At 55.8% G+C, this 12,714-nt stretch carries 11 protein-coding genes; 1 reads left to right on the top strand and 10 read right to left on the bottom strand.

Annotation, left to right across the window (positions count from 1 at the left end; genetic code table 11):
• Positions 1-685, top strand: a 685-nt coding sequence (locus HMPREF1141_RS17015; protein ID WP_155863446.1) for an IS30 family transposase, incomplete at its 5' end; no start/stop codon positions are given.
• A 382-nt stretch (positions 686-1,067) separates the two neighbouring features.
• Here HMPREF1141_RS17015 and hisE read toward each other — a convergent pair.
• The 10 genes from hisE to ispG form a co-directional block, all read right to left on the bottom strand.
• On the bottom strand, positions 1,068-1,391 hold the full coding sequence (gene hisE / locus HMPREF1141_RS01965) for a phosphoribosyl-ATP diphosphatase (protein ID WP_009060461.1): 324 nt from the start codon (positions 1,389-1,391) through the stop codon (positions 1,068-1,070).
• Positions 1,388-1,744 carry a phosphoribosyl-AMP cyclohydrolase gene (hisI, locus tag HMPREF1141_RS01960; protein WP_009060453.1) on the bottom strand — a complete coding sequence of 119 codons (357 nt, stop codon included), beginning with the start codon at positions 1,742-1,744 and terminating at the stop codon, positions 1,388-1,390. Before hisI ends, hisE begins: the two co-directional genes overlap by 4 nt.
• A 1-nt stretch (position 1,745) precedes the next feature.
• Entirely contained in the window at positions 1,746-2,465 is a 720-nt protein-coding gene (gene hisA / locus HMPREF1141_RS01955; RefSeq protein WP_009060455.1) for a 1-(5-phosphoribosyl)-5-[(5-phosphoribosylamino)methylideneamino]imidazole-4-carboxamide isomerase, read from the bottom strand.
• A 15-nt stretch (positions 2,466-2,480) separates the two neighbouring features.
• Positions 2,481-3,059 carry an imidazoleglycerol-phosphate dehydratase HisB gene (gene hisB / locus HMPREF1141_RS01950; RefSeq protein WP_009060464.1) on the bottom strand — a complete coding sequence of 193 codons (579 nt, stop codon included), beginning with the start codon at positions 3,057-3,059 and terminating at the stop codon, positions 2,481-2,483.
• An 11-nt stretch (positions 3,060-3,070) separates the two neighbouring features.
• Entirely contained in the window at positions 3,071-4,129 is a 1,059-nt protein-coding gene (hisC, locus tag HMPREF1141_RS01945; protein ID WP_242824543.1) for a histidinol-phosphate transaminase, read from the bottom strand.
• A complete protein-coding gene (gene hisD, locus HMPREF1141_RS01940; RefSeq protein WP_009060474.1) occupies positions 4,126-5,409 on the bottom strand; it encodes a histidinol dehydrogenase in 1,284 nt (427 codons plus the stop codon). Before hisD ends, hisC begins: the two co-directional genes overlap by 4 nt.
• Positions 5,388-6,053, bottom strand: a complete 666-nt coding sequence (hisG, locus tag HMPREF1141_RS01935) for an ATP phosphoribosyltransferase (protein WP_009060459.1) — start codon at positions 6,051-6,053, stop codon at positions 5,388-5,390. The genes hisD and hisG overlap by 22 nt, the downstream gene beginning before the upstream one ends.
• Positions 6,050-7,261 (bottom strand): ATP phosphoribosyltransferase regulatory subunit, encoded by a 1,212-nt coding sequence (hisZ, locus tag HMPREF1141_RS01930; protein ID WP_009060468.1) that lies wholly within the window; start codon positions 7,259-7,261, stop codon positions 6,050-6,052. The genes hisG and hisZ overlap by 4 nt, the downstream gene beginning before the upstream one ends.
• A gap of 369 nt (positions 7,262-7,630) precedes the next feature.
• Positions 7,631-11,983, bottom strand: coding sequence for a PolC-type DNA polymerase III (locus HMPREF1141_RS01925; protein WP_009060457.1), 4,353 nt, complete (start codon positions 11,981-11,983; stop codon positions 7,631-7,633).
• A gap of 36 nt (positions 11,984-12,019) precedes the next feature.
• Positions 12,020-12,714, bottom strand: a 695-nt coding sequence (gene ispG / locus HMPREF1141_RS01920) for a (E)-4-hydroxy-3-methylbut-2-enyl-diphosphate synthase (RefSeq protein WP_009060466.1), incomplete at its 5' end; no start/stop codon positions are given.

Raw genomic sequence — 12,714 nt, 5'->3', positions numbered from 1 at the left:
TTGGTCGCCCGAGCAGGTTTCAAACCGGGTTGGGCAGGATTATCCCGCTGAACCGCTCATGCGTATCTCTCACACGACGATCTACCGATGGCTTCATAAAGAGCGTTTCGCTCAGTCGGCCAGCATTCACCTACGGCATGAAGGGCGCCAGCATGGAGAACGCCGCGGAAAGCTTCTTGGAATCCGAACCTTGAAACAGCGTGGCCGAGAGATTTGGCGCAGGGAACGGATCGGGGATTGGGAGCTGGATACGATTATCTCCAGCAGTAAACAGAGCCAAGCCGGGATTTTGACCATGTGCGACAGGAAGAGTCGATTCTGTATTTTGGTTCTTTTGGAACGGTGCCACAGCCAAAGCCATGTTTTCAAAGTGCTGTCCAGCGTAGTTAGCTCTTTTCCCTGTCATTCCTTCACAGCCGACCAGGGCACCGAATTTCGCTGTTATGCCAAAGTGGAAAACGAGTTGGGTCTGCCCATGTATTTTTGTTCACCCTCCAGCCCATGGCAAAAAGGTTCTGTGGAAAATCTGAATGGGTTGGTTCGCGAATTTTTCCCAAAAGGAACCAACTTTGTTGATGTTTCCTCTAAACAGGTCGCCCATGCCATGTTCCTGCTTAACAATCGTCCCCGTAAATGTCTCAACTGGCTCACTCCTGCTGAAGCTATTGCTGCTGCTTCTTTTTGAACCTGTTGCACTTCTCTTGACAATCCGCCTCGTCAAGAAAGGAAGGGCCCGCCCCGGCCTGAGGGGCAAGCACGCGCAAGCGGAATCCACACGCGGGGGCACCCGCTGAAAATCGCTCTTTCCTATTAAAGTAAAAAAGAAAGGACTCACTCCGACATAAGGAGCAAAGCCCTATACCAACAGAATTTCCCGCGAGACCACTCACAGAAAACCCACTCTTTCATACCAAAATGGAAAAAAGAAAAAGCCCCTCAGCATGAGGGGCAAACCTATGTCAGCAGAATTCCAACGCAGGGGAACCCCAAGGAAGAATCCACTCTTTCACAAAGCAGACTGTTAAAACAACCAAACGGTCATCGGTTAACAAAAGCAAGCAAAATAATCAGGTGTTCTTATCCACCTGATGGAACTGTTTCAAGTTCCCGGTTTTCAGCTCGCGTTTGCTCAGTTCGTCCTCCACGTCCTGCCAGGAAATCCCCTCGTTGACCATCAGTACCGTCAGGTGGTACAACAGATCGGAAAGCTCCAGCACGGTTTCTTTGTTATCGCCGTTTTTGGCGGCGATGATGACCTCGCTGCATTCCTCGCCGCACTTCTTTAGAATTTTATCAAGACCCTTTTCAAACAGATAGCAGGTATAAGAACCCTCCTGCCGCTCTGTTTTGCGGCTCTCTACCGTTTGGTACAGCTCCTGTAAAACGCTCATTGTGCATCCTCCCCTATGGTTCGGTAAAAACAGCTGTGGTTCCCGGTGTGGCAGGCGGCCCCGGTCTGCTCCACCACCGCCAGCAGCGTATCGTCGTCGCAGTCGGTGTACAGCTCGATCACCCGCTGCACATGGCCGGAGGTAGCCCCTTTATTCCAAAGCTCCTGCCGGGATCGACTGTAAAACCAGGTGTACCCGGTTTCGAGCGTTTTGCGCAGGGATTCAAGATTCATATAGGCCAGCATCAGCACTTCCTTGGTGGACTGCTCCTGCACGATCACGGGGATCAGTTCGCTCTTTTGAAAGAAGCGCTCCAGGTTTTTATCTGTAAAGGTGTTTAACTTTTCACTCATGTTATTTTTCTCCTTGTGCCGCCGCGATGGCCTCTTTCAAATCGAGACTGCCGCTGTACAGTGATTTGCCGCAGATGGCCCCATACAGCCCTAACCCGCATAAATCCTTGATATTTTGCAGGTTTGCGATGCCGCCGCTGGCAACAATGTCGCACGAGACCGCTCGATTCAACGCATCGAGCTGCTCGAGGTTCGGGCCGGTAAGCATTCCGTCTTTTGATATATCTGTAAAGATAATATACTTTACTCCTGCTTCTTCCATCTGCTTTGCGAGTTCAATATAATCCACCTGCGAGGTCTGGGTCCATCCCTCTGCGGCCACTTTGCCGTCTCTGGCATCGATGCCCACAGCGATCTGCTCGCCCCAGCGCTGTACACAATCACGCACAAGCTGTGGGTCGTACAGGGCAACGGAGCCGAGAATCACCCGGGAAATTCCGCGTGACAGGTAAAACTCCACATCCGTAAGCGTGCGGATGCCCCCGCCTACTTCGACCCGCAGGCCGGTTTCCACCGCCCGCAGAAATACCTCGCTGTTCACGGGGTGCTTTGCTTTCGCCCCATCGAGATCAACCATATGAATCCACTGTGCATCGGATTCGGCAAAGGAGCCGGCCGTTTGCTGCGGGTCTTCCGCCACCTTGTGCGCGGTATCGTAATCGCCCTGCCGCAATCGGACACAGGCACCGTCTTTGATATCGATCGCTGGAAAAATGATCATGGAATCCCCTCTTTCTTACAGGCTGCCCTTGGTGGACAGCACCTGTCCCGGTGCGGTTTCGGCTACAGCCAGCCGCAGCGCGTGCGCGACGGCCTTGAACATGGCCTCGATCATATGATGCGAATTTTTGCCGTACTCCACACGGGTATGCAGGGTCAGCTCTGCGTTCATGGCAAAGGCGCGGAAGAATTCCTCCGTAAGGCACGCGTCATACGCACCCACCACCTGCTGGGGGAATTCCGCCTGAAAGACCAGAAACGGCCTGCCGCTGACATCGACCGCCGCAAACGCCAGCGTTTCATCCATAGGCACATAAAAGCTGCCGAATCGCGCGATGCCGGAACGATCCCCCAGAGCCTGACGGAACGCGCGGCCCAGAACGATGCCGGTATCTTCCACTGTGTGGTGGCCGTCTACAAACAGGTCGCCCTGCACCTGCACTTGCAAGCCAAAGCCACCGTGAGTGGCAAACGCCTGCAGCATATGATCGAAAAATCCGATTCCGGTCTGGATTTTTGTTTCTCCGCCGTCCAGCGCCAGCCGGACGCTGATTTGGGTTTCTCGTGTTTCGCGGGATTGCTCTGCTGTTCTCATCACCGTGCCCCCTATCTTAAAATCCGTTCCAATACGGTAAGCAGCTCTGCGTTTTCTGCCGGAGAGCCTGCGGTGATCCGCATGGTATCCCCCATCAGCCGAACCGCGATTCCCTCCGACAAAAGTTTTTCATACACAGCCCGCGCATCCGTCAGGCGAATCAGCACAAAATTGGTGCAGCTGGGGTACAGAAGGAACCGGCCGGGGTTCTTATCTAAAAGCTGCTGAAGCCCCTGGGACAGGCCTTTGCGGGAATCGATCATTTTCTCGATCGCGCGGTTCAGCGTTTTGGGGTACGACAGCACTGCCGCCGCCGCACTTTGCGTGACGGAATTGACATTATACGGGGACTTCACCGCCTGTAAGGCCGCAGTGATTGTTCTGTTTGCTACTGCAAAGCCAAGGCGGAGCGCCGCAAGGCCAAACGCCTTGGAGCAGGTGCGCAGCACCACCAGATTATCGTACTGCTCCGCCTCCTGAATCAGGGACTGATCCCAGAAATCCATATAGGCTTCGTCCAGAACCACCAAGGCGCTCACGGAACGGATGATCTTCCGCACCTGCTCGCGGGTAAGCCCCACCGAGGTGGGGTTGCAGGGGTTGGAAAACAGGATCATCTTCGCCCCGGTTTGATTGGACACAGAGATCAGCTCATCCACATCGATGGTCAAATCGCTCTTCTTCACGACATCCACGCATCTGACCTCCACAAGCGAGGAGTAGAAACGATACATGGAAAAATCGGGAGAAAGCGTCAGCACAGTATCGCCTTTCATCAGAAAGGCAGTCATCAGAACGGAAATCAACTCGTCGGAGCCATTGCCCGCCGTTACATTCTCCGGCCGGATTTTGTGATACTGCGCGAACATGCGGCACACATCCACAGCCAGCGGGTCGGGATAGCGATTGAAGGCCGTATATGCGAACGCGTCCATCATCTTCGACATTACGTTCGTCGGCAGGGATAAAAAGGACTCATTGGCGTCCAGCCGGATCCGGTAATCTCCCTCCAGCGGCTCGTACGGCTTTAAGTCTCTGATTTTGCTGTTCAGCTGGTACAATGAAATCACATCCTTACTTTGATGGAATTGGCGTGTGCGGTCAGGCCCTCCGCCTTTGCCAGAGTCATCACGTCCGGCCCGGCGGCCGCGAGCGCCTGCTTGGTGTAGTAAATAAAGCTGGATTTTTTCAAAAAACTGTCGACCGAAAGCGGCGAGAAGAACCGTGCTGTACCCCCTGTAGGCAGAACGTGATTCGCACCCGCGTAATAATCGCCCAGCGGCTCGGGGGAATAGTTCCCCAAAAAGACGGAGCCCGCATTGTCGATACAGCCGAGATATTCGATCGGGTTTTCGCAGCAGACCTCCAGGTGCTCCGGGGCCAGGCTGTTTGCAAAGGCGACGGCCTCCTGCATGGTGTCGCAGACAAGGATCGCCCCGTAATTTTGGAGCGACTGCTCCATGATCTCGCGGCGCTCGAGCTGCGCGGTCTGGCGTTCCAGCTCTTCGGCAACCTGCTGCGCAAGGCTCAGGCTGGACGTGAGCAGAATCGCAGAGGCCAGCACGTCATGCTCCGCCTGCGAAAGCAGATCCGCGGCAAGGTACACCGGGTTCGCCGTTTCGTCCGCCAGAACAAGAATCTCGCTCGGCCCCGCGATCATGTCGATGTCCACGATGCCGTACAGCTGTTTTTTTGCCGTGGCCACATAAATATTGCCCGGGCCAACGATCTTGTCCACCCGCGGGACGGTCTCGGTGCCGTAGGCCAGCGCCGCCGCGGCCTGCGCTCCGCCCATCAGGAAAATGCGGTCCACTCCGGCGATCAGCGCCGCCGCCATGATATTGGGATTCGGCCTGCCGTCCTTCTGGGGCGGCGTCGCCATAATGATCTCGCCCACCTGCGCGATTTTCGCAGGGATCGCGTTCATCAGAACGGAAGAGGGGTATGCCGCCGTGCCACCGGGGACGTAAATGCCGACACGATGCAGCCCGCGCACCCGCTGGCCCATCAGAACGCCGTCCTCGCGGGTCGTCAGCCAGCTTTGCTGCGCCTGACGCTGGTGAAAATCGCGGATGTTCTGCGCGGCCCGTTCCAAAGCGGCGACAAATTCAGGGTCGCAGTCTTTGGAAAGCTCCGCCATCTCTTCGCGATTCAGCTCGCGTTTGGCGGGCAGCGCGCCGTCGAACCGCAGGGTGTATTCTTCCACGGCCGCGTCTCCGCGGGTTCGTACCTGTTCCAGAATCTCCGCAACGCGGGCGTCGACCAGCTTATCCTTTTCTTCGCCGCGGCGGCGGATTTGTTCCACCACGCGGCAGCCCTCTTCCCCGCTTAGCTGGATTGCTTTAAGCATACTTTCTCCTCCTTCTTTTGGATGGCCTGGCTCATGCGAGAAACCAGGGCCTCAACTTCATCCTTTCTCAGCTTCATCACGGCCGAATTGACAATCAGCCGGGCGGAAATCGGGCAGATGATCTCGAGAATCTCGAGCCCGTTTTCCTTGAGGGTGGTTCCGGTTTCCACCAGGTCTACAATAGCTTCGGCCAGACCGAGCAAAGGAGCCAGCTCTACCGAACCTTCAATTTTGATGATGCGCACGTCCATGTCGCGGTTTTCAAAGAAGGCGCGGGCCACCTTCGGGTATTTGGTCGCCACGGTTTTCACCGAGTAGCCTTCGAAAATACCGGAATCTTTGGGGCCCGCCACCGCGAACCGGCATTTGCCGAAGCCGAGATCGAGCACCTCAAAAAAGCCGCCGGTGCTTTCCATAATCGTGTCTTTGCCGACGACGCCCAAATCGCAGACGCCGTGTTGAACATAGGTGATCACATCGGCCGCCTTGGCCAGAACCACTTCGATTTCGCCGTCGCCGACCGGCAGAATCAGGCGCCTACCTTTATTGCGTACTTGGGAGCAGTCATATCCCATCTTTTCCAGCAGAGCCACCGTTTTTTCTTCCAGGCGGCCCTTTGTCAGCGCTATTTTTAACGGAGTCATCCGTTTTCCTCCTTTGTGAGCATGATCGAAACTGTACCGTCAGAGACAAAATCCACCTGGGGAATCCCCATCGCCACCGCGTAATGGATGGCCTGCTCGCGATCCTCAAATACGGAAAACTCGCAGAAAATTCCGCGCTCCGTCAGGCGTGCCGCGTAATCCAGCGCTTTGATCTCAAAGCCGTCTTCCCCATGCACCAGAATCTGTGCGGGGGCAATTGCCGTTTCTTCGCCCTCGGCGGCCATAACGCCGGCAAGAACATCCACATTCGCGGCAAACCCGATGGCCTGCATCGGCGCACCGTACAGCTCGAGCAGATGGTCATAGCGCCCGCCGACCAGAACCGCCTCGCCCGCCTGGGGAACATAAGCGCTGAGTACGATACCGGTATAGTAATCGTTCCTCTGTACCAGACCCAGATCGACCATGATGCGCTCTGAAAGCCGCAGTTCTGAAAGCATGCCGTACAGCTTCTTTAAATACCGGATCGGCTCCTTGGCGCTGTCCGGAAGATCGAGACTTTCGGCCTGCTCGAATATTTCTTCTCTGCCGAACAGCCGGGGCAGCTGCCGCAGGGCGGCCGCCTCGCGGGAATCGGGCAGGGAATCGAGAATTTCGTCAAGCGCGGGGTAATTTTTCGTTTCGATATAGCCGCGAATGTCCTCCAGAACCTCTTCCGAAACCGGCATCCCGGCCACAATGGCCCGAAAAAAGCCGGCGTGCCCAAGCTCGATTCGGAAATCCGGCACACAGGCGGAAAGCGCCTCAATTGCCGTTACAAGGATTTCCAAATCGGCCCGGTGCCCGCCGGCCCCCAACAGCTCTACCCCGGACTGCATGATCTCGTCCGCGTGTCCGCTTAGCCCCGGATGATTCCGGTACACTTGTTGGGTATAAAATAAACGCAGGGGCTTTTCCTGCCCCTGCAACCGGGTTGCCGTAAGCCGAGCGATCGGCAAGGTGGAGTCTGGCCTTAGCACCAGTAGCCTCCCTCTGCGGTCTGTCAGCTTATACATGGTTTCCGACGGTATTCCGGAGCGTTCCGGGTCAAATACATCATAAAACTCCAAGCCAGGCGTAACAACCTGACGGAAGCCTCTGTTACGGTACACCTCTTCCAGACGGTGCTCCACGTGATGATGGACCAGGCACTCTTCAAACAGATAGTCACGAATGCCCTCGGGAGTGATTTTATGGTATTTTTTCATTCATTGCACCGCCTTTGCTTTAACATGCTAATATGATAGCATAAGAAACTGAGGGGTTCAAGGCTTATTTTGCATTTTTATACCTTCATGATGCTGAAATTGTCCCCCATTTCAGCAGACGAGTATAGGAAAAACGTAGAAATTACAGATCGACGATAAAAAACGACTGTCGTTTTATCAAATAAAGAATATTCAAAAAAGAGGAACCGGGCAAGCCGGTTCCTCTACAAAAAATGCCCGGCAGGTTCTGCCGGGCATTTGAGCGGAATCATGTAGTGACATCACTTTTTAAAGTGATACCTTCTTCTCCACTTAAGGGGAAAATCGCCATATCGGCATAAGACCATTTAAAAGTGAATCAACTATTATTTAAAACAGGCTCATCTGGCTGCTTTCGGGCAGGCCGTTCAGCGCACCCGCCACCTGCAGCGCTTCAATCACCGATTTGGAAACCTTGGAACGGGTCTGCAAGTCGTCAATCGAAATATACGGCCCGCCGTTTTCACGCGCTGCCGCAAGGCTGTTGGCCGCGGCCTCACCCACGCCGGAAAGCGACGCGAACGGCAGACGGATTTTCCCATCCTCCACCAGATATTTTCTTGCGTCGGATTGGTACAGGTCGATCGGCAGAACCTCAATACCTCGGGCCAGCATCTCGTTAACGATCTGGAAGGTGGCAAACGCGTCCTCTTCCTTTTTGCTGGCCTCTTTGCCTTTCATCGTGATTTCGTTCATCTTGCGGCGCACGGCCTCGCGGCCCTGCAGCACCACGGCACCGTCAAAGTCCTCGCCGCGCACCGTGAAATAAGCGGCGTAATACTCCACCGGGCGATGCACCTTATACCAGCCGAGGCGCAGGGTAGAAATCATATAAGCCGCCGCATGGGCTTTCGGGAACATGTACTTGATCTTCATACAGGAATCGATATACCACGGCGGCACGTTGTGGTCTTTCATCGCCTGAATATGTTCCTGCGTCAGCAGTTGGGACGCTTTACCCTTTCGGGTGATCTCCATGATCTTAAACGCCATTTTCGGCTCCAGACCCTTAAGCAGCAAATAGGTCATGATGCTGTCACGTGTACCGATTACCTCAGAAATCGTGCAGGTTTTGTTCTTAATCAGATCCTGCGCGTTGCCGAGCCAAACATCCGTACCGTGGGACAAACCGGAAACCTGCAGCAGGTCGGAGAAGGTTTTGGGCTGTGCGTCCATCAGCATCTGGCGAACGAAGCCGGTGCCCACCTCCGGCAAAGAGAAAGTACCCGTGGGGGAATCGATGTCCTCCGGAGTCACGCCGAGTGCCTCTGTAGAGGTAAACAGCGACATCACCTTCGGGTCACTCATGGAAACTTTCATTACGGGGATGCCCGTGTAGTCTTCCAGATAGCGATAAATCGTCGGAACATCATGCCCCAGCTCGTCGAGCTTGCAGATGGTATCGTGGATCGCATGGAAGTCGAAGTGCGTGGTGATGTTGTCGGATTTCTGGTCGTTCGCCGGGTGTTGAACCGGGCAAAAATCGTAAATCTCCATGCCGCGCGGCACAACGACCATGCCGCCCGGGTGCTGGCCGGTGGTGCGCTTGACCCCGGTACAGCCGGTGGCCAGACGCAGCTCCTCCGCCCGGTGAAGCACCGTCCCCTGCTCCTCGGCGTATTTGCGGACAAAGCCGATGGCCGTTTTATCCGCTACAGTGGCGATGGTACCGGCCTTAAAGACGTTGTCCTTGCCGAACAGCGTTTCTGTATAGCGGTGGGCGTCGCTCTGGTACTCACCGGAGAAGTTCAGGTCGATATCAGGCGTTTTGTCGCCGTCGAAGCCCAAAAAGGTTTCAAACGGAATGGTGTGGCCGTCGCGGTCGTATTCGGTGCCGCAGACGGGGCATTGCTTCGGCGGCAGGTCGAAGCCCGAGCCGTAGCTGCCGTCCGTGATGAATTCGCTGTGTTTGCAGTTCGGGCAGATATAATGCGGCGCCAGCGGGTTTACCTCGGAAATACCGGAGATATTCGCCACGAATGAAGAGCCGACCGAACCACGAGAGCCAACCAGGTAACCGTGCGCCTCGGAATCGGCCACAAGCTTCTGCGCCGTCATGTACAGCACGGAGAAGCCGTGCTTATTGATGGAATCCAGCTCGCGCTTGAGGCGGTCGTGGACGATCTGCGGCAGAGGATCGCCGTAAATCTCTTTCGCCCGCTCCCATGAAATGCGGTTGAGTTCCTCTTCCGCTCCATCGATGAACGGCGGGAATACCCCGGGCGGGATTGGCGAAATCTCATCAATCATATCCGCAATTTTATTGGTGTTGGTCACAACGACCTCGTATGCTTTTTCTTTGCCGAGATATGCAAATTCCTCCAGCATCTCGGGCGTGGTGCGCAGGTACAGCGGCGCCTGCGCGTCCGCGTCTGCAAAGCCCTGCCCCGCCATCAGGATTTTCCGGTAGTCGCCATCCTTCGGGTCGAGGAAGTGAACGTCGCAGGTGGCGACGACGGGCTTATCCAGCTCCTCACCCAACCGGACGATCGTGCGGTTGTATTCCCGCAGCGTTTCTTCGTTCGGCACCTGACCGTTTCGCACCATGAACAGGTTGTTGTCGATCGGCTGGATTTCCAGATAATCGTAGAACCCGGCGATTTCTTTCAGCGTAGACCACGGCTGGCCGCCGGCCACCGCACGGTACAGCTCACCCGCTTCGCAGGCGCTACCGAGCAGCAGACCCTCTCGGTATTTGACGAGAACGCTTTTCGGGATACGCGGCTTCTGGTAGAAATAATCCAGATGAGAATAGGAAATCAGCTTATACAGATTCTTAAGGCCCGTCTGATTCTTCACCAGAATGATCTGATGCACCGGGCGGATTTTCTTCGGGTTCCCCCCGGCCAGGCAGGTGTTGATGTCTTTGACGCGTGTCGCGCCGGTATCCTCTTTTAAACGCTGCAGCAAATTCTGAAAAATCTTCGCCAGAACCGCCGCATCGTCGCACGCGCGGTGGTGGTTGAACGGATCGAGTTTCAGATATTTGGCGACCGTATCGAGCTTGTAGTTTTTAATGTCCTTGAGCATCGAACGGCACATGGGCAGGGTGTCGATGTACGGATACGGGAAATCCATCCCGTGACGCTCGGCCGCGGCGTGCATGAACGAGGTATCAAACGCGGCGTTATGTGCCAGCAGCACCGGTTTTTCCCCGCAGAACTCGTAGAACTGCCGCAGGGCTTCCTCTTCGGACGGAGCGTCCTTTACCATTTCGTCCGTGATGCCGGTCAGCTCGGTGATCTTGGCTGGAATGTGCATGCCGGGATTCACGAAAATATCGAAGCTGTCGGCAATCTCCCCGTTTTTGATCCGCACCGCGCCGATTTCGGTCATGCGGTCCTGCTCCGCGCTCAGACCGGTGGTTTCGATATCAAACGAGATGAACTCATCGTCCAGCGTGTTCTCCGTTTCCCCCATCAGGGCCGGAACCATGTCGTTGACAAAATACGATTCGATGCCGTAGATGACCTTGAAATCCGCTCCTTTTTTGCGGACAGCCGCGGCGGCATTCATGGCGTCCGGGTAAGCCTGCGCCACGCCGTGGTCGGTAATGGCAATGGCCTTATGCCCCCATTCGGCGGCGCGCTTGATCAAATCGCCTACCGGGGTAATGCCATCCATGCTGGACATGGAGGTATGCAGATGCAGCTCCACACGCTTTTCGGGCGCGTCATCGACAACCTTGAGCAGCTCCACCGTGCTGATCCCGCGCGGGCGCAGAACGATCTCGTGGTCGTATTTATCATAGCTGATTTCGCCGCTCACCAGAATGGCGCTTCCCTTTTTCAGGGTATCGATCGCGCGGCACTGGCTGTTCTCCTCAATGAGCTTTAAGGTCATGGAGCCGGTGTAATCCGTTATGTTGATAGAATAGATTTTTTTCGATTTATCGCGGGTCTGGCGTTCATCCATACTGAAGATTTCGCCCCAGATGGTCACCGTGCCGGAATCCGGCCCAACCCGGCCGATCGGCACGGGCTTGGTGCTGCGGCCCATACGGCCATACAGCAGCTTCACGGTATCCAGCAGGACGGTCGGCAGAAGCGTATCGCCGCCGCGCACACTGACGGAATGCGGGTTCTTTTTGACCTTTTTGCTCCCGCCTTCGTTCATCACGGCATCATAGTGTGCCATCTCTTCTTCCACTGCCTGCCGGCGCTCGGTTTCCTGCTCCTGCTTCACCCGTTCAATAAAGCGGGCGTCGTCCGCCTGAATCTCGACGGTACCGTCGAAAGACACCTTGAGCGTCAGGCCAAATTCCTCCTGAATCAGGCGGGAGGCCGCCTTGTCAAACCCGCGCGAAAGCAGCATATCGCGCCCGCCGTGCGACAGCGTGATGATGAGCGTGTCGCCTTCTAAGCGTGCGGCGGCGCCCTTCAGGCTGCCGTTGAGGCTGGCGTCTCTGCGCCGCAGCTCCTGCGCAAGCTCCGGAAAATACTCTGTCTGGAACAATTCTTTCGCATAGCGGGGCTGCACGGTTACCCTGCGGACATTCAGCGCCTCCCTCAGCTGCTCTTCCAGCGCAAAAAGGACCGGGCGCTCCACCAGGACCGGGAACGCCGTCTCTATCGCCAGCTCCCGGTTCTGCTCGTCGATCCGCAGGGAAAGTACGGTTCCCTCCGGACATGTCGTTCCGGGGGGATTGAGGTATGTACCAAATATTTCAGCAAAGGTTTTCATTCCAACATCCTTTTCCTTGACAAAATGACCGCTGCGTTACAGCGATTCGATTTCCTCCATCAGGCTGTCCACAAGCCTGTCTTCGGGGACACGGCGTACGATCTCCCCTTTTTTGAAGATCAAGCCAACGCCGTTCCCGCCCGCGATTCCAATATCGGCCTCGCGCGCTTCGCCCGGCCCGTTGACCGCACAGCCCATCACCGCCACGGTGATCGGCTTTTTGCAGGAGTCCAGACGGCGTTCTACCTCACCGGCAATCGCAATCAGATCAATATTCGTTCTCCCGCAGGTCGGACACGATACCATCTGTACCCCGCTGCGAAGATTCAGCGCTCTTAGAATATCCATCGCTGCAACAATCTCCCGCACAGGATCTGCCGTAAGAGACACCCGAATAGTGTCACCGACGCCGCGCTGCAGTAAAGAGCCGATACCAATCGCGGATTTAATGAGGCCCATCCGCTCGGTGCCGGCCTCTGTAACGCCAAGATGCAGTGGATAATCGCATGCCTGCGACGCGAGCTCATACGCCTCGATCATCGTATCGACACGTGAGGATTTCATCGAAAGGACAATGTCATTAAAATCGTATTTTTCCAGCAAAGACGCATGGTACAGCGCACTTTCGCAAAGCGCCTCAGCCGTAGGCCCGCCGTGCTTTGCCAGAATCTCTTTTTCCAGAGAACCCGAGTTGACTCCGATCCGGATCGGAACACCGTGCGAGCGGCAGG

Origin of the sequence: Clostridium sp. MSTE9, from assembly GCF_000277625.1 — a bacterium.
GTDB lineage: Bacteria > Bacillota > Clostridia > Oscillospirales > Acutalibacteraceae > Faecalispora > Faecalispora jeddahensis.
This window is presented reverse-complemented; position numbering and strand designations above follow the sequence as displayed.

Excerpts from the sequence above, each read along its gene's own strand:
- hisE (WP_009060461.1), bottom strand. The coding sequence starts at position 1,391 with ATGAGCGTTTTACAGGAGCTGTACCAAACGGTAGAGAGCCGCAAAACA.
- hisI (WP_009060453.1), bottom strand. The coding sequence starts at position 1,744 with ATGAGTGAAAAGTTAAACACCTTTACAGATAAAAACCTGGAGCGCTTC.
- hisA (WP_009060455.1), bottom strand. The coding sequence starts at position 2,465 with ATGATCATTTTTCCAGCGATCGATATCAAAGACGGTGCCTGTGTCCGA.
- hisB (WP_009060464.1), bottom strand. The coding sequence starts at position 3,059 with ATGAGAACAGCAGAGCAATCCCGCGAAACACGAGAAACCCAAATCAGC.
- hisD (WP_009060474.1), bottom strand. The coding sequence starts at position 5,409 with ATGCTTAAAGCAATCCAGCTAAGCGGGGAAGAGGGCTGCCGCGTGGTG.
- hisG (WP_009060459.1), bottom strand. The coding sequence starts at position 6,053 with ATGACTCCGTTAAAAATAGCGCTGACAAAGGGCCGCCTGGAAGAAAAA.
- hisZ (WP_009060468.1), bottom strand. The coding sequence starts at position 7,261 with ATGAAAAAATACCATAAAATCACTCCCGAGGGCATTCGTGACTATCTG.
- HMPREF1141_RS01925 (WP_009060457.1), bottom strand. The coding sequence starts at position 11,983 with ATGAAAACCTTTGCTGAAATATTTGGTACATACCTCAATCCCCCCGGA.